Source organism: Micromonospora sp. NPDC051227 (assembly GCF_044455385.1).
In the GTDB taxonomy this organism is placed as follows: Bacteria; Actinomycetota; Actinomycetes; order Mycobacteriales; family Micromonosporaceae; genus Micromonospora.
The window spans coordinates 144,346-160,689 of sequence record NZ_JBITET010000003.1 but is presented as its reverse complement, the minus strand read 5'-3'; the positions used below and the strand labels follow the sequence as shown (position 1 = coordinate 160,689).

Here is a 16,344-nt window from a genome sequence, read left to right as displayed (position 1 = left end):
ACCGCTGTGGACCGTGGTCTGGTGTCACATCGGCGAGTTAGGTACCCCTGATCCTGCGCTGGTATGACGCCGGTCATACACTCGTCCCGTCTGGCTTGTGAAGCATTTCACGAGCGTGCGGGAGGAGGCGCGAATGACTGCGGTGGAACACGACGCCGACGTCATTGTCGTGGGCGCCGGTCCCGGTGGGTCAGCGACTGCGTACCACCTGGCCCGGCACGGCGTACGGGTGCTGTTGTTGGAGAAGACCGACTTCCCCCGGGAGAAGGTCTGCGGCGACGGGTTGACCCCGCGCGCGGTGCGCCAGCTCATCCGGATGGGTGTGGACACCTCACCCGAGGCGGGCTGGCTGCACAACCGCGGCCTGCGGGTCATCGGCGGCGGGGTGCGCCTCGAACTGGACTGGCCGGAGCTGGCCAGCTTCCCCAACTACGGTCTGGTGCGCACGCGCCTGGACTTCGACGACCTGCTCGCCCAGCGGGCGGTGGCCGCCGGCGCGAAACTGCGGACCAGCGTCAACGTGCTGGGCCCGGTGCTCGACGGCGACGGCCGCGTCACCGGCGTCGAGGCGGAGGTCGGGCCGGGCAAGGAGCCCACCACCTTCCACGCCCCGCTGGTCGTCGCGGCGGACGGCGTCTCCGGCCGGTTCCCGCTCGCGCTCGGGCTGGCCAAGCGGGAGGACCGGCCGATCGGTGTGGCAGTCCGCCGCTACTACCGCTCGCCGGCCAAGCACGAGGACAACTACCTGGAGTCCTGGCTGGAGCTGCGCAGCAAGGACAGCGGCGACAACCTGCTGCCCGGGTACGGCTGGATCTTCGGCCTCGGTGACGGGCGGGTCAACGTCGGGCTTGGCGTGCTCAACTCGTCCTCGGCGTTCGGCAAGACCAACTACCGCCGGCTGCTCACCGACTGGCTCGCCAACACCCCGGAGGACTGGGGGATGACCGACGAGACCAACGCCGACGGCCCGATCCTCGGTGCCGCGCTGCCGATGGGCTTCAACCGGGTGCCCCACTACACCCGGGGCGTGCTGCTGGTCGGCGACTCCGGCGGCATGGTCAACCCGTTCAACGGTGAGGGCATCGCGTACGCGATGGAGTCCGGCGAACTGGCCGCGGAGGTCATGGTCCAGGCCCTCGCCCGCCCGGCCGGCCCGGAACGCGAGCGCGCCCTGCTGGCGTACCCGAACGAGCTGAAGGCCCGGCTCGGCGGCTACTACCGACTGGGCGGCATCTTCGTGAAACTGATCGGCCGCCCCGAGATCATGCGGATCGCCACCAAACACGGCATGCCGCACCCGACGCTGATGCGTTTCGTGCTCAAGCTGTTGGCCAACCTGACCGACCCGCGTGGCGGGGACGCGATGGATCGGGTCATCAACGCGATGACGAAGGCCGCCCCAGCCGTATAAGTAGGACGGCATCGGCCCTGGTCACGGCGCCGATGCCGACAAAGATCGACCCCCGCCGACTGCCACTGCGAGGGACGTGAATAGTGTGATTTTCGTCAAGCACCGAGGCAGGGAAGGACGAGCAGGAGAAAACGATGTCGCTCTCGCCTTACGCACCGATCATCGGGCTGTTCGCCCTCGCCGCGGCGTTCTCGCTGTTTTCCGTCGGCGCCGCCCGCTTCGCCGGTCCCCGTCGCTACAACAAGGCCAAACTCGAGGCTTACGAGTGCGGCATCGAGCCCAGCCCGCAGCCGGTCGGCGGCGGGCGGTTCCCGATCAAGTTCTACCTGACGGCGATGCTCTTCATCGTCTTCGACATTGAGATCATCTTCCTCTACCCCTGGGCGGTCTCGTTCGACGCTCTGCCGATCTTCGGCTTCGTGGAGATGGTCCTGTTCATCGTCGCGGTCTTCGTTGCGTACGCCTACGTGTGGCGGCGCGGCGGCCTGGACTGGGACTGAGGAAGGAACGTCAGATGGGCATCGAGGAGAAGCTTCCCGCCGGCGTCCTGCTCACCTCGGTGGAGAAGCTGGTCAACTGGTCTCGGAAGTCGTCCGTGTGGGGCGCCACCTTCGGCCTGGCCTGCTGCGCCATCGAGATGATGGCCGCCGGTGGTCCGCACTACGACATGGGCCGCTGGGGCATGGAGGTCTTCCGGGCGTCGCCCCGGCAGGCCGACCTGATGATCGTGGCCGGCCGGGTGAGTCAGAAGATGGCCCCGGTGCTGCGCCAGATCTACGACCAGATGGCTGAGCCACGCTGGGTGCTCTCGATGGGCGTCTGCGCCAGCAGCGGCGGCATGTTCAACAACTACGCGATCGTGCAGGGCGTCGACCACGTCGTGCCGGTCGACATGTACCTGCCCGGCTGCCCGCCCCGGCCGGAGATGCTCATCGACGCGATCCTCAAGCTCCGCGAGAAGATCATGTATGAGCCGCTGGGCCCGAACGGCCGCAAGATGCTGGCGGCCCGCCAGGAGCGCGGCGACGTTCCGGTCGTGCCCTACGGCTCGATGCCCTCCTCGTACCGCAGTGACAAGGCCCGGCGCGCCGAGTGGACCCGGGCGGTCCGCGAGGGCCGCGAGGAGCAGCTGCGCATCGAGAACTGGATGAACGCTCAGAACCACCTCCACCCGCAGGCAGGCCCGAAATGACGTCACCCACCGACAAGCCAAACGACGGCGGAGTGCCGGTCCCGGTGACGCCGGTCGGCGCCAGCAGCACCGCCCCGGCCGAGTACCCGCCGGCCAGCCCGGCGGGTCGCGGGATGTTCGGCAACCAGGGCACCGGCGACGTGTCCGGCTACGGCGGCCTGGTCCGCCAGCGCCAGCCCATCGAGGAGGCGTCCCGGCCGTACGGGGGCTACTTCGACGAGGTCCGCGACGCGCTGGAGGAGGCGTACCCGGCCTTCAACGACGCCATCGAGAAGGTCGTGGTCGACCGGGGTGAGCTGACCCTGCACGTACGCCCGGAGCGGATCGCCGAGGTGTGCCAGGTGATGCGGGACGACCTGGCGCTGCGGTTCGAGCTGTGCTCCTCGGTGTCCGGCGTGGACTACCTGGGCGCCGACGAGCGCCGGTTGCACGTGGTCTACCTGCTCACCTCGATGACGTACCGGCGGCGGGTCCGGCTGGAGGCCGCGGTCTCCGTCGAAGCCCCGCACCTGCCCAGCGTGACCGCCATCTACCCGACGGCGGACTGGCAGGAGCGCGAGGCGTACGACATGTTCGGCATCGTCTTCGACGGCCACCCCAACCTGACCCGGATCCTCATGCCGGACGACTGGGAGGGCCACCCGCAGCGCAAGGACTACCCGCTCGGCGGCGTCCCCGTCGAGTACAAGGGCGCGGAGATCCAGCCGCCGGACACGCGGAGGTCGTACCAGTGACGACGTCGAACTACGCCAGCGAGCGCGAAACCGACGAGGGTCGGGTCTTCACCGTCACCGGTGGGGACTGGGACACGATCGTCTCGGGCACCGACCCGATCAACGATGAGCGGATCGTGGTCAACATGGGTCCGCAGCACCCGTCCACGCACGGGGTGCTGCGGCTGATCCTGGAGCTGGAGGGCGAGACGGTCCGCGAGGCCCGCTCGGTCGTCGGCTACCTGCACACCGGCATCGAGAAGAACCTCGAATACCGCAACTGGGTCCAGGGTTCGACGTTCGTGACCCGGATGGACTACCTCGCCCCGATCTTCAACGAGACGGCGTACGCCCTCGCGGTCGAGAAGCTGCTCGGCATCACCGACGACATCACCGAGCGGGCCACCACGATCCGCGTGCTGATGATGGAGCTCAACCGGATCTCGTCGCACCTGGTCTGGTTGGCCACCACCGGCATGGAGCTGGGCGCGATCTCGATCATGCTGTACGGCTTCCGCGAGCGGGAGTACATCCTCGACATCTTCGAGACCATCACCGGTCTGCGGATGAACCACGCGTACGTGCGGCCGGGCGGTGTGGCGCAGGACGTGCCGGACGAGGCGATCGTCAAGATCCGCGAGTTCCTCAAGATGATGCCGAAGAAGCTCAAGGAGTACGAGGACCTCCTCTCCGGCCAGCCGATCTGGACCGAGCGGACGAAGAACGTCGCGGTGCTGGACGTCACCGGCTGCGTGGCCCTCGGCATCACCGGCCCGGTGCTGCGCTCCGCCGGCCTCGCCTGGGACCTGCGCAAGACCATGCCGTACTGCGGCTACGAGACGTACGAGTTCGACGTGCCGACCCACCCCGACGGCGACGTGTGGGGTCGCTACCAGGTCCGGCTCGCCGAGATCCGGGAGTCGATGAAGCTGGTCGAGCAGGCGTTGGACCGGCTCCGTCCGGGCCCGGTGATGGTCGCCGACCGCAAGATCGCCTGGCCGGCGCAGCTCGCCATCGGCGTGGACGGCATGGGCAACTCGCTGGAGCACGTCGCGAAAATCATGGGTCAGTCGATGGAGTCGCTGATCCACCACTTCAAGCTGGTGACCGAGGGCTTCCGGGTTCCGCCCGGCCAGGTGTACGTCGCCATCGAGGCGCCCCGCGGCGAGCTGGGCGTCCACGCGGTCTCCGACGGTGGCACCCGGCCCTACCGGGTGCACTACCGGGAGCCGAGTTTCGTCAACCTGCAGGCCCTCCCGGCGATGGCCGAGGGCGGTCTGATCGCCGACGTGATCGCCGGCGGCGCCTCGTTGGACCCGGTCATGGGCGGGTGTGACAGGTGAGTGCGAGGAGTGAGCTTGCGAGCCCCGCAGTCGCGAACGGAAGGCGGCTCTGATGACGACGACTTTCACTGACGAGACCCGGGAGCGGGCGCGCGAGATCATCGCCCGTTACCCGGCGGACCGGTCCCGCTCGGCGTTGCTGCCGCTGCTGCACCTGGTGCAGGCCGAAGAGGGGTACGTCTCCCCGGCCGGGGTCGCGTTCTGCGCCGAGGTGCTGGGGCTGAACAAGGCCCAGGTCGGCGCGGTGGCCACCTTCTACACGATGTACAAGCGCAAGCCGACCGGTGACTTCCTGGTCAGCGTCTGCACCAACACGATGTGCAACGTGCTCGGTGGCCAGGAGGTCTACGACACCCTCGCCGAGCACCTCGGCGTCGGGCACGACGAGACCACCGCCGACGGCACGATCACGCTGGAGCACGCCGAGTGCCTGGCGGCGTGCGACTACGGCCCGGTGATGACTGTCAACTACGACTTCTTCGACGGCGTGGACGCCTCCACCGCTGTCGGTGTGGTCGACGAGCTGCGGGCCGGCGGTCGGCCGATGCCGACCCGGGGTGCCCGCCTCTGCACCCTCAAGGAGATGGCGGTGCAGCTCGCCGGTTTCGCCGACGAGCGCGACGGTGCGGTCGCCGACGGCGGGCCGGGCGAGCCCACCCTGCGCGGGCTGCGGCTGGCCCAGCAGCACGGCGTCTCGGTGCCGGGCTTCGACCCGAACACCCCGATCCGCAGCAAGGCCGAGGCCGACAAGGCCGCCGCCGAGGCGAAGGCGAAGGCGGAGGCCGCCAAGCCGGCGCCCGTCGAGGCCAGCGCGGCGCCGGTCAAGGGTGGCGACGGCGCGTCCGCCCCGACCGGAGTCACCGAACCGGCGAAGCCGGCAGACGCCACCGAGCCGGCGAAGCCGGCCGACGCCACCGGCAGCACCACGCGGGACGTCAAGGCACCGGATGACAAGTCGCCGCAGGTGCGTACCGCCGAGACCCGGCAGCCGGACGCGGATACCGCAGTGGCGGACGCCCCCGGCACGAAGGTCCCGGCGGACCGCACCGGCACCGCGCCCGAGGCTGGCGACGCGCGGGCGGCCGAGGCCGCCGGCGTGGCGGCCAACGCGCCGGCCGGCGACGGCAAGCCCGCCGGCGACGAGGCCGGGGCGCAGGAGCGCAACCTCACCGAAGCGAAGGCTGGGACGGACGCCGACGGCGCCGGACCGGCGGACGCGAACGAAACGGGGGCCCAGAAGTGACCACTCCCCGCCCGGAGACGCTGGCCAAGCTGACGCCGGTGCTGACCAAGCGCTGGCTGTCGCCGGACGCCTGGCGCATCGGCACGTACGAGCAGTTGGACGGCTACGCCGCGCTGCGCAAGGCGCTCAAGGCGCACCCGGACGACCTGATCCAGCTGATCAAGGATTCCGGGCTGCGGGGCCGAGGCGGCGCCGGCTTCCCCACCGGCCTCAAGTGGGGCTTCATTCCGCAGGGCGACGGCAAGCCGCACTACCTGGTGGTGAACGCCGACGAGGGCGAGCCGGGCACCTGCAAGGACCTGCCGCTGATGACCCACGACCCGCACGCGCTGGTCGAGGGCGTCATCATCGCGTCGTACGCGATCCGGGCCGCCCGCGCCTACATCTACATCCGGGGCGAGGCGGTGCACGCCGCGCGTCGGCTGCGCAACGCGGTCCAGGAGGCATACGACAAGGGTTACCTGGGCCGCAACATCCTGCGCAGCGGCTACGACCTGGAGCTGGTGGTGCACTCCGGTGCCGGGGCGTACATCTGCGGCGAGGAGACGGCGCTGCTGGACTCCCTGGAGGGGTTCCGGGGTCAGCCCCGGCTGCGCCCGCCGTTCCCGGCCACCCACGGCCTGTACGCGAGCCCGACGGTGGTGAACAACGTCGGCACCATCGCCAGCGTGCCGCCGATCGTGCTCGGTGGGGCCGACTGGTGGAAGAGCATGGGCACCGAGAAGTCCTCCGGGCCGATGATCTACTCGCTCTCCGGCCGGGTCGCCAACCCTGGCCAGTACGAGTGCTCGATGGGTGTCACGCTGCGCGAGCTGCTGGAACTGGCCGGTGGCATGCAGCCCGGCCACAGCCTGCGGTTCTGGACCCCGGGCGGCTCGTCCACCCCGCTGCTCGCCGCTGAGCACCTGGACGTAACACTGGACTTCGAAGGGGTGGCGGCGGCCGGCTCGATCCTGGGCACCACGGCCACCCAGATCTTCTCCGACCAGGACTGCCCGGTCTACGCGACGTACCGATGGCTGGAGTTCTACCACCACGAGTCGTGCGGCAAGTGCACCCCGTGTCGTGAGGGCAACTACTGGATGGTCCGGGTCTACCGGCGGATCCTCGCCGGTCAGGGCACCCACGAAGACCTGGACACCCTGCTGGACACCTGCGACAACATCCTCGGCCGCTCGTTCTGCGGTCTGGGTGACGGCGCGACCAGCTCGGTGACCTCCTCGCTGCAGTACTTCAAGCAGGACTACCTCGACTACATCGAGGGTCGGACCGCACCCAAGCTGTCGGAGAAGACCCTGGTAGGGGCGCACTGATGACCGACGTAGCCAAGCAGACCGAGACCGTCACCCTCACCATCGACGGCGTCGAGGTCACCGCCCCCAAGGGGACGCTGCTGATCCGGGTCGCCGAGCAGATGGGCACCGAGATCCCCCGGTTCTGCGACCACCCGCTGCTGGCCCCGGCCGGCGCGTGCCGGCAGTGCCTGGTCGAGGTGGAGGGGCAGCGCAAGCCGGTCGCCTCCTGCACCCAGACCGTCGCCGACGGCATGGTCGTGCGTACCCAGATCACCTCCCCGGTGGCCAAGAAGGCGCAGGAGGGGGTGATGGAGCTGCTGCTGCTCAACCACCCGCTGGACTGCCCGATGTGTGACAAGGGCGGCGAGTGCCCGCTCCAGAACCAGGCGATGTCCACCGGCCGCACCGACTCGCGCTTCCACGAGCACAAGCGGGAGTACGAGAAGCCGATGGCGATCAGCAGCCAGGTGCTGCTGGATCGCGAGCGTTGCGTGCTCTGCCAGCGGTGCACCCGGTTCTCCGAGGAGATCGCCGGCGACAAGTTCATCGACCTGATGGGCCGGTCGTCCGCCGAGGAGATCAACATCTACCGGGACGACGCCTACGGCGAGGAGGGCGACGCCGGGGATGTCCCGTTCAACTCCTACTTCTCCGGTAACACCGTGCAGATCTGCCCGGTGGGCGCGCTGACCGGTGCCCAGTACCGTTTCCGCGCCCGCCCGTTCGACCTGGTCTCCAGCCCGAGCGTCTGCGAGCACTGCTCGGCCGGCTGCGGGCAGCGCACCGACTGGCGGCGTGGCAAGGTGCTGCGCCGGCTGGCCGGCGACGAGCCGGCGGTGAACGAGGAGTGGAACTGCGACAAGGGTCGTTGGGGCTTCCAGTACACCCGGGCCGCCGACCGGCTGACCACTCCGCTGGTCCGGGACGAGCACACCGGCGAGCTGCGCGAGGCGTCCTGGAGTGAGGCGCTCACCGTCGCCGCCGAGGGGCTGCACATCGCTCGGGAGAGCGGGCAGGGCACTGCGGTGCTCACCGGCGGTCGGCTGACCGTCGAGGACGCGTACGCCTACGCCAAGTTCGCCCGGGTCGCGTTGAACACCAACGACATCGACTTCCGGGCCCGCCCGGTCTCCCGCGAGGAGGCCGACTTCCTGGCCAGCTCGGTCGCCGGGGTCACCGACGTCACCTACACCGACGTGGAGAACGCGCCGGCGGTGGTGCTGGTGGGCCTGGAGCCCGAGGAGGAGTGCCCGATCCTCTTCCTGCGGCTTCGCAAGGCGTACCTGAAGAAGACCCTGACGGTGTACGCGCTGGCGCCCTTCGCCACCCGCGGCCTGGAGAAGCTCGGTGCCAAGCTGGCCCGGGTGGTGCCGGGCGAGGAGGCCAGCGTGCTCGCCGAGCACGCCACGGTCAGCGAGGCGCTGAGCGCACCGGGCGCGATCCTGATCGTCGGCGAGCGGTTGGCCACAGTGCCGGGTGGGCTCTCCGCCGCGGCCGACGTGGCCCGGCGTACCGGCGCGAAGCTGGCCTGGGTGCCGCGGCGCGCGGGTGACCGCGGCGCGGTCGACGCGGGCTGCCTGCCCAACCTGCTTCCCGGTGGACGCCTGGTCACCGAGCCGGCCGCCCGGGCTGAGCTGGGTGAGGCGTGGGACATTCCGGCCGGGGTGATCCCGAGCCAGGCCGGGCGCGACACCGACGGCATCCTGACCGCGGCCGCCAACGGGCAGCTCGGCGCGCTGGTCGTCGGCGGTGTCGACCCTGCCGACCTGGCCGACCCGCGACTGGCCGAGTCCGCCCTGGACGCGGTGCCGTTCCTGGTCAGCCTCGAGCTGCGCGCCAGCGCGGTGACCCGGCGGGCGAACGTGGTGCTGCCGGTCGCCCCGGTGGCCGAGAAGGCCGGAAGCTTCCTGGACTGGGAGGGCCGGCTGCGCCCGTTCGAGGCGGTGCTGAACACCGCCGCGATGACCGACGGTCGGGTGCTCGACGCGCTGGCCGCGCTGCTCGACGTACGCCTCGGCACTGCTGACGTGCTGAGCGTGCGCCGTGAGCTGGGCACGCTGCCGGCGACGCGGATGTCTCGGCCGGCCGCGCCGTCGGTCGCACCGGGCCGGGTGCCGCAGCCGAACGCCGGGGAGGCCGTGCTGGCCACCTGGCACCAGCTGGTGGACCTCGGCACCCTGACCGAGGGCGACGAGAACCTCGCCGGGACCGCCCGTCCGCCGGTGGTCCGGCTGGGTAAGGGCACCGCCGAGGCGCTCGGTGTGGTCGACGGTGACGCGGTCACTGTCGGCACCGACCGAGGGGCGCTGACCCTGCCGGCGGAACTCACCGAGATGCCGGACGGCGTGGTCTGGCTGCCGACCAACTCACCCGGCTCGACCGTGCGGCGCAGCCTCGGGGCGACGTCCGGCGCGGTCGTCCGGATCTCCGTCCCCGCACCGAGTACGGCCATCCCGGCCGGACGCGTGGCGGCCGACGAGACCGGTCTCCCGCTCCTCAACTCCGGGGGTGCACAGTGACTCCGTCAATCCTGGCCCAGGACCCCACGCTTGCCGACTTCGGCCGGGATCCGTGGTGGCTGGTTCTCGGCAAGATTGTCTTCGCGTTCGCCTTCGGTCTGCTGGCCACGCTGCTCGGCGTCTGGTTCGAACGGCGCGTGGTCGGTTACATGCAGGTGCGGCCCGGCCCCAACCAGGTCGGCCCGTTCGGCCTGCTGCAGACCCTCGCCGACGGCCTGAAGATGGCCTTCAAGGAGGACATCCTGCCGAAGGCGGCCGACAAGGTCGTCTACTTCTTCGCCCCGACCATCTCGGTGATCTGCGCGGTCACCGCCCTGTCGGTGGTGCCGTTCGGCCCGATGGTGAGCATCTTCGGTCACCACACGCCGTTGCAGGTCACCGATGTGCCGGTGGCGGTGCTGCTGCTGCTCGCCTGCTCCTCGATGGGCGTCTACGGCATCGTGCTGGGGGGCTGGGCCTCCGGCTCGACGTACCCGCTGCTGGGTGGTCTCCGGTCGAGCGCCCAGATGATCTCCTACGAGGTCGCCATGGGGCTCAGCATCGTGGCGGTCTTCATGACCGCCGGCACGATGAGCACCAGCGGGATCGTCGCCGCTCAGGGCGACGGCACGCAGCTGACCGTCTTCGGCCAGACCATCCCGGCACCGGGCTGGTACGCGATCCTGCTGCTGCCGAGCTTCATCATCTTCTTCATCGCCACGGTGGGTGAGACCAACCGGGCGCCGTTCGACCTGCCCGAGGCCGAGTCCGAGCTGGTCGCCGGCTTCATGACCGAGTACAGCTCGCTGAAGTTCGCGCTCTTCATGCTCAGCGAGTACGTCGCGATGGTGACCATGTCCGCGGTCACCACCACGCTGTTCCTGGGCGGTTGGCGAGCCCCCTGGCCGATCACCATCTGGGAGGGCGCCAACTCCGGTTGGTGGCCGATGCTCTGGTTCTTCGGCAAGGTGATCGCCCTGGTCTTCGTCTTCGTGTGGTTGCGTGGCACGCTGCCCCGGCTGCGGTACGACCAGTTCATGCGGCTCGGCTGGAAGGTGCTGCTGCCGATCAACCTGGCCTGGATCCTGGTGCTGTCGGGCCTGCGCTCCATCGAGGACTGGGACACCCGAGGCAAGATGATCGCCGTGGGCATCCCGGCCGGCATCCTGCTGATCGCCACGATCTTCTGGCCCAGCCGGCGCCCGAAGCCGAAGCCGACGACGCAGGAACAGGTCGACAACCGGCCGCACGGGAGCTTCCCGCTGCCACCGATGGATCTTCAGGTACCACCGAGCCCGCGCATCACGCGCGTGGTCGCCGAGCGGGAGCCGGCCAACATCGTTGCCGGCTCGGACTCCAGGGAGGTGTGACGTGGGCGCGATCACCGGAACGTTCAAGGGATTCGGTGTCACCTTCTCGCACATGTTCAGGAAGGTCGTCACGACCGACTACCCGTTCAAGCCGCCGGTGTCGGCGCCGCGCTACCACGGGCGGCACATCCTCAACCGGCACCCGGACGGCCTGGAGAAGTGCATCGGCTGCGAGCTGTGCGCCTGGGCCTGCCCGGCGGACGCGATCTACGTCGAGGGTGGCGACAACACCGACGAGCAGCGCTTCTCGCCGGGTGAGCGGTACGCCAGCATCTACCAGATCAACTACGCCCGCTGCATCTTCTGCGGGTTGTGCATCGAGGCCTGCCCGACCCGGTCGCTCACCATGAGCAACGAGTACGAGTTGGCCCGGGACAACCGGCAGGACCTGATCTTCACCAAGGAGCAGTTGCTCGCGCCGTTGCTGGAGGGCATGGAGCAGCCTCCGCACCCGATGCGGCTGGGTGACAGCGAGAAGGACTACTACGTCGGCGCGCTGGACAACCCGGGCACCTCCGCCGGTGCGGAGACGTCCCCGATGGGCCCCGGCCGCTACCAGGTCGAGGAGCACCCCGGCGTGACGTTCCCGGGCGCCGAGCAGGCCGCCCAGCGGGTGGCGGCCGGCAAGGGAGAGGGAGCATGACCACGTCTACGGTGCTCGCCGCAGCGGGTTCGGTCTCCACCGGCGAGGCGGTCACCTTCTGGATCCTCGCCCCGCTCGCGCTGATCGGCGGGATCGGGATGGTGGCCGCGCGCAACGCCGTGCACTCGGCGCTGTGGCTGGTGCTGACCATGCTCTGCCTGGGCGTGTTCTACGTCCTCCAGGCCGGTCCGTTCATCGGCATGGTGCAGATCATCGTCTACACCGGCGCGATCATGATGCTCTTCCTGTTCGTGCTGATGCTGGTCGGCCGGGACTCCACGGACTCGCTGATCGAGACGCTGCGCGGCCAGCGGGTCGCCGCGATCGTGCTCGGCCTGGGCTTCGCCGGCCTGGTCGGCACCGGGCTCTACCAGGCACTGGACCGGACCAACACGGTCGGTCTCGAGCAGGTGAACGCCGAGGGGAACGTGCAGGGCATCGCCCGGCTGCTGTTCACCAAGTACGTCTTCGCGTTCGAGCTGACCTCGGCGCTGCTGATCACCGCGGCGGTCGGTGCCATGGTGCTGGCCCACATCGAGCGGCGTAAGCAGGACAAGATCGACCAGGTGTCGACCATGAAGGCACGCTTCGCCCCGGGCAACTACCCCGGCCCGAAGCCGGGCCCCGGCGTCTTCGCGACCTCCTCCTCGGTGGCCACCCCGGCACGGCTGCCCGACGGCCGCCTGACCGACCGCAGCACCCCGGCGATCCTTCCGCAGCGCGAGCTGACCGCCGAGGAGACCTCGCTGAAGGGGACGGACAAGTAATGGAAACGTTCTTCTCGGTCGAGCCGACCTACTACCTCGTGCTCGCCGCGGTGCTGTTCACCATCGGCGCCGCCGGGGTGCTGGTCCGGCGCAACGCGATCGTGCTGTTCATGTGCGTGGAGCTGATGCTCAACGCGGCCAACCTGACGCTGGTCACCTTCAGCCGGATCAACGGTGACCTCAACGGCCAGATCATGGCGTTCTTCGTGATGGTGGTGGCGGCGGCCGAGGTCGTGGTCGGGCTCGCGATCATCATGTCCATCTTCCGGACGCGACGCTCGGCGAGTGTCGACGACGCCAACCTGCTCAAGTACTAGAGGGGTCCACCGGTGGAAGAGACTGTGGAATACGCCCAGGCCACGGGGCTGCTTGGGGGCGTCTGGCTGCTGGTGGCGATCCCGCTGGTCAGCGCGGCCATCCTGCTGCTGCTCGGCCGCCGGGCCGACCGCTGGGGGCACTGGTTGGGCGTCGCCGCCATCGGCGCCGCGTTCGTGCTCGGCCTGAGCTTCTTCTTCCAGCTGCGTGGCCTGGAGAACAAGTCGGTCGAGCTGAGCCTCTGGGACTTCATCGCGGTCGGTGATCTGCGCGTCGACTTCGGCCTGCTCTTCGACCCGCTGGCCGCGGTCTTCGTGCTGCTGATCACCGGGGTGGGTTTCCTGATCCACCTGTACGCGGTGGAGTACATGTCGCACGACCCGGGCCGTCGTCGGTTCTTCGCGTACTTCAACCTGTTCGTCGCGGCGATGCTGCTGCTGGTGCTCGGCAACAACTACGTGATGCTGTACTTCGGCTGGGAGGGCGTCGGTCTGGCGTCGTACCTGCTGATCTCCTTCTGGACCGAGCGGCCGAGCGCGGCCACCGCCGGCAAGAAGGCGTTCCTGATGAACCGGGTCGGCGACGCCGGCCTGGCCATCGGCATCTTCATCATGTTCGCCACAGTGGGCACCACCCAGTACGACGAGGTGTTCAACGGTGTCGGCGCGCTGACCGGCACCACAGTGCTGGTCCTCGGCCTGTTGCTGCTGCTCGGGGCGGCCGGCAAGTCCGGCCAGTTCCCGCTCCAGGCGTGGTTGCCGGACGCGATGGAGGGCCCGACCCCGGTGTCGGCGCTCATCCACGCCGCCACCATGGTCACCGCGGGCGTCTACCTGATCGCCCGGTCCAACCCGATCTTCTCGGCCAACTCGACGCTGCAACTCGTGGTGGTCAGCGTCGGCGCGCTCACCCTGCTGATCGGCTGCATCATCGGTGCGGCCAAGGACGACATCAAGCGGGTACTCGCCTGGTCGACGGTGAGCCAGATCGGCTACATGTTCCTCGGTGTCGGCCTCGGCGGCGCGGCGTACGCGCTGGCCATCGTGCACCTGCTGGCGCACGGCTTCTTCAAGGCCAACATGTTCCTGGGCGCCGGCTCGGTCATGCACGGAATGAAGGACCAGGTCGACATCCGCCGCTTCGGTGGGCTGTCCAAGTACATGAAGATCACCTGGTTGACCTTCATGATGGGCTGGCTGGCCATCATCGGCATGTTCCCGTTCTCCGGCTTCTTCTCCAAGGAGCCGATCATCGTGGCCGCCTTCGAGCGGGAGGACTGGACCGCCTGGCTCTTCGGCGGTGCGGCACTGCTCGGCGCCGGGCTCACCGCGTTCTACATGACGCGGCTGTTCGTGCTCACCTTCCACGGGCCGCAGCGGTGGACCGAGGACATCGAGCACCCGCACGAGTCGCCGAAGCTGATGACCATCCCGCTGATCCTGCTGGCGGTCGGGTCGGTCGGCGCCGGCTTCCTGCTCGCCACGTCCGTCCCGGACTGGCTGACGGAGACCGCCGGGCTGGGCGGCGAGCACGCGGAGCACGCGGCGGTCCTCTCGCACACCGTGATCACCATCCTGTCGCTGCTGGTCACCGTGCTCGGTGCCGGGCTCGCCTGGTTCCTGTTCCGGGCCGGGACGGCCACCGCGCCGCAGCCGGCCGGGGTGCTGGTCACCGCCGCCCGGCGCAACCTCTACACCGACACCGTCAACGAGGCGGTCTTCGAGAAGCCGGGCATCTTCCTCACCCGGGCGCTGGTGTACCTCGACAACCGGGGCATCGACGGGCTCGTCAACGGGCTCGCCGCCGCGGTCGGCGGGGGCTCGGGTCGCCTCCGTCGGATGCAGACCGGCTTTGTCCGCTCGTACGCCACCTCGATCCTGGCCGGTGCGCTGCTGGTGATGGCGGCGTTCCTGGCGGTGCAGGCGGGGTGGTTGGCGTGATCGACCTCAATACGCCCGCCCCCGCCGGCGGACCACGCAGTGACGACGGAGGTAAGGCCGCATAATGTCCAACTTCCCGTTCCTCTCGGTGCTCACCGTGGCGCCGCTGGTGGGCGCCCTGGTGGTGGCCTTCCTGCCGCGCCACCGCCCGGAGCTGGCCAAGCAGGTGGCGTTCGCCTGGTCGCTGCTCGTGCTGGTGCTCTCGGTGGTGATGTGGGTCAGCTTCAACGCCGGCGGTGACCGGTTCCAGTTCCGTGAGTCGTACTCCTGGATTCCGAATTGGGGGGTCAGCTTCACCTTCGCCGCCGACGGCATCGCGCTGGTGATGCTGATGCTGATCGCGGTGCTGGTGCCGCTGGTGATCCTGGCGTCCTGGCACGACGCCGAGTCGTCGAAGCGTTCGGTGCCCGTCTACTTCGCACTGCTGCTGGTCCTCGAGTGCACGATGATCGGTGTCTTCGCGGCTGCCGACGTCTTCCTGTTCTACGTGTTCTTCGAGGTCATGCTGGTGCCGATGTATTTCCTCATCGGCAGCTACGGCGGCCACCAGCGGCAGTACGCGGCGGTGAAGTTCTTCCTCTACTCGCTCGTCGGCGGTCTGTTCATGCTGGCCGCGGTGATCGGCCTGTGGGTGGTCGGCGGGAAGACCTTCGACTGGCAGGCGCTCTCGCAGGTCGACATCAGCACCGGCACCGAGCGGTGGCTGTTCCTCGGCTTCTTCCTCGCGTTCGCCATCAAGGCGCCGTTCTTCCCGTTCCACACCTGGTTGCCCGATGCCGGTGGTGCCGCCCCGGCGGGCGCGGCGGCGCTGCTCGTCGGCGTGCTGGACAAGGTCGGCACCTTCGGCATCCTGCGCTACTGCCTGCCGCTGTTCCCCGAGGCGTCCAAGTGGTTCGCTCCGTGGGCGTTGGCCCTGGGCGTGATCGGCATCGTCTACGCCGCGCTGCTGGCGGTCGGCCAGAACGACCTCAAGCGGCTGGTGTCGTACACCTCGATCGCGCACTTCGGCTTCATCGGCGTGGGCATCTTCGCCTTCACCACCCAGGCCGGCACCGGCGCGGTGCTCTACATGCTCAACCACGGGCTGGCCACCGGCCTGCTCTTCCTGGTGGTGGGCATGCTGATCTCCCGGCGTGGTTCGGCGCTGATCAGCGACTTCGGTGGTGCCGGCAAGCTCGTCCCGGTGCTCGCCGGGGTGCTCTTCTTCGCCGGTCTCGCCTCGCTCGCGCTGCCCGGCACGGCGCCGTTCATCTCCGAGTTCCTGGTGCTGATCGGCACCTTCACTGTGAACAAGCCGGTCGCGGTCATCGCCACGCTCGGCATCATCCTGGCCGCCGCGTACGTGCTGTGGATGGTGCAGCGCACCACCCAGGGCACCCTCAACCCGGCGCTGACCGAGGTCGACGGCATGCGTCGGGACCTCAACCTGCGCGAGAAGGTCGTGGTCGCCCCGCTGATCGCGCTGATCGTGCTGCTCGGCTTCTTCCCCAAGCCGGTCACTGACGTGATCAACCCCGCCGTCCAGGCGACCATGGACGACATCGGCAGAACCGACCCGGCGCCGTCCGTGGGCGGCACCGTGCAGGAGGCAGGCCGGTGAGCGCGAGGAGTGAG

The 16,344-nt window shown here is 69.3% G+C and carries 14 protein-coding genes; all 14 read left to right on the top strand.

The features are described from left to right. Positions 1 to 133: 133 nt before the first annotated feature. Entirely contained in the window at positions 134 to 1,411 is a 1,278-nt protein-coding gene (locus ACIA47_RS08695; RefSeq protein ID WP_396706613.1) for a geranylgeranyl reductase family protein, read from the top strand. A 134-nt stretch (positions 1,412 to 1,545) separates the two neighbouring features. Further along, complete coding sequence (locus ACIA47_RS08690; protein WP_007454588.1) at positions 1,546 to 1,911, top strand: NADH-quinone oxidoreductase subunit A; 366 nt, start codon at positions 1,546 to 1,548, stop codon at positions 1,909 to 1,911. A 14-nt stretch (positions 1,912 to 1,925) separates the two neighbouring features. Then, complete coding sequence (locus ACIA47_RS08685) at positions 1,926 to 2,603, top strand: NADH-quinone oxidoreductase subunit B family protein (RefSeq protein WP_030486262.1); 678 nt, start codon at positions 1,926 to 1,928, stop codon at positions 2,601 to 2,603. Then, on the top strand, positions 2,600 to 3,337 hold the full coding sequence (locus ACIA47_RS08680) for an NADH-quinone oxidoreductase subunit C (RefSeq protein ID WP_396706611.1): 738 nt from the start codon (positions 2,600 to 2,602) through the stop codon (positions 3,335 to 3,337). The genes ACIA47_RS08685 and ACIA47_RS08680 overlap by 4 nt, the downstream gene beginning before the upstream one ends. Then, a complete protein-coding gene (locus ACIA47_RS08675) occupies positions 3,334 to 4,659 on the top strand; it encodes an NADH-quinone oxidoreductase subunit D (protein WP_091395578.1) in 1,326 nt (441 codons plus the stop codon). Before ACIA47_RS08680 ends, ACIA47_RS08675 begins: the two co-directional genes overlap by 4 nt. Positions 4,660 to 4,711: 52 nt before the next feature. Then, positions 4,712 to 5,902 (top strand): NADH-quinone oxidoreductase subunit NuoE, encoded by a 1,191-nt coding sequence (gene nuoE / locus ACIA47_RS08670; protein WP_396706609.1) that lies wholly within the window; start codon positions 4,712 to 4,714, stop codon positions 5,900 to 5,902. Then, positions 5,899 to 7,215, top strand: a complete 1,317-nt coding sequence (nuoF, locus tag ACIA47_RS08665; protein WP_396706607.1) for an NADH-quinone oxidoreductase subunit NuoF — start codon at positions 5,899 to 5,901, stop codon at positions 7,213 to 7,215. Before nuoE ends, nuoF begins: the two co-directional genes overlap by 4 nt. After that, positions 7,215 to 9,716, top strand: a complete 2,502-nt coding sequence (locus ACIA47_RS08660) for an NADH-quinone oxidoreductase subunit G (RefSeq protein ID WP_203121628.1) — start codon at positions 7,215 to 7,217, stop codon at positions 9,714 to 9,716. The genes nuoF and ACIA47_RS08660 overlap by 1 nt, the downstream gene beginning before the upstream one ends. After that, a complete protein-coding gene (nuoH, locus tag ACIA47_RS08655) occupies positions 9,713 to 11,065 on the top strand; it encodes an NADH-quinone oxidoreductase subunit NuoH (RefSeq protein WP_203121626.1) in 1,353 nt (450 codons plus the stop codon). Before ACIA47_RS08660 ends, nuoH begins: the two co-directional genes overlap by 4 nt. A 1-nt stretch (position 11,066) precedes the next feature. After that, on the top strand, positions 11,067 to 11,708 hold the full coding sequence (gene nuoI / locus ACIA47_RS08650; protein WP_203121624.1) for an NADH-quinone oxidoreductase subunit NuoI: 642 nt from the start codon (positions 11,067 to 11,069) through the stop codon (positions 11,706 to 11,708). Beyond that, entirely contained in the window at positions 11,705 to 12,475 is a 771-nt protein-coding gene (locus ACIA47_RS08645; RefSeq protein WP_203121622.1) for an NADH-quinone oxidoreductase subunit J, read from the top strand. The genes nuoI and ACIA47_RS08645 overlap by 4 nt, the downstream gene beginning before the upstream one ends. Beyond that, complete coding sequence (nuoK, locus tag ACIA47_RS08640) at positions 12,475 to 12,792, top strand: NADH-quinone oxidoreductase subunit NuoK (protein ID WP_203121620.1); 318 nt, start codon at positions 12,475 to 12,477, stop codon at positions 12,790 to 12,792. The genes ACIA47_RS08645 and nuoK overlap by 1 nt, the downstream gene beginning before the upstream one ends. A 12-nt stretch (positions 12,793 to 12,804) precedes the next feature. After that, positions 12,805 to 14,730 carry an NADH-quinone oxidoreductase subunit L gene (gene nuoL, locus ACIA47_RS08635; protein WP_396706603.1) on the top strand — a complete coding sequence of 642 codons (1,926 nt, stop codon included), beginning with the start codon at positions 12,805 to 12,807 and terminating at the stop codon, positions 14,728 to 14,730. Positions 14,731 to 14,794: 64 nt separating this feature from the next. Then, on the top strand, positions 14,795 to 16,330 hold the full coding sequence (locus ACIA47_RS08630; protein WP_145794932.1) for an NADH-quinone oxidoreductase subunit M: 1,536 nt from the start codon (positions 14,795 to 14,797) through the stop codon (positions 16,328 to 16,330). Positions 16,331 to 16,344 lie beyond the last annotated feature (14 nt).

What these genes read in the sequence shown, in the direction of transcription:
- nuoE (WP_396706609.1), top strand. Translation starts at nt 4,712, where the DNA reads ATGACGACGACTTTCACTGACGAGACCCGGGAGCGGGCGCGCGAGATC.
- ACIA47_RS08695 (WP_396706613.1), top strand. Translation starts at nt 134, where the DNA reads ATGACTGCGGTGGAACACGACGCCGACGTCATTGTCGTGGGCGCCGGT.
- ACIA47_RS08630 (WP_145794932.1), top strand. Translation starts at nt 14,795, where the DNA reads ATGTCCAACTTCCCGTTCCTCTCGGTGCTCACCGTGGCGCCGCTGGTG.
- ACIA47_RS08660 (WP_203121628.1), top strand. Translation starts at nt 7,215, where the DNA reads ATGACCGACGTAGCCAAGCAGACCGAGACCGTCACCCTCACCATCGAC.
- ACIA47_RS08685 (WP_030486262.1), top strand. Translation starts at nt 1,926, where the DNA reads ATGGGCATCGAGGAGAAGCTTCCCGCCGGCGTCCTGCTCACCTCGGTG.
- ACIA47_RS08680 (WP_396706611.1), top strand. Translation starts at nt 2,600, where the DNA reads ATGACGTCACCCACCGACAAGCCAAACGACGGCGGAGTGCCGGTCCCG.
- ACIA47_RS08645 (WP_203121622.1), top strand. Translation starts at nt 11,705, where the DNA reads ATGACCACGTCTACGGTGCTCGCCGCAGCGGGTTCGGTCTCCACCGGC.
- ACIA47_RS08690 (WP_007454588.1), top strand. Translation starts at nt 1,546, where the DNA reads ATGTCGCTCTCGCCTTACGCACCGATCATCGGGCTGTTCGCCCTCGCC.
- nuoK (WP_203121620.1), top strand. Translation starts at nt 12,475, where the DNA reads ATGGAAACGTTCTTCTCGGTCGAGCCGACCTACTACCTCGTGCTCGCC.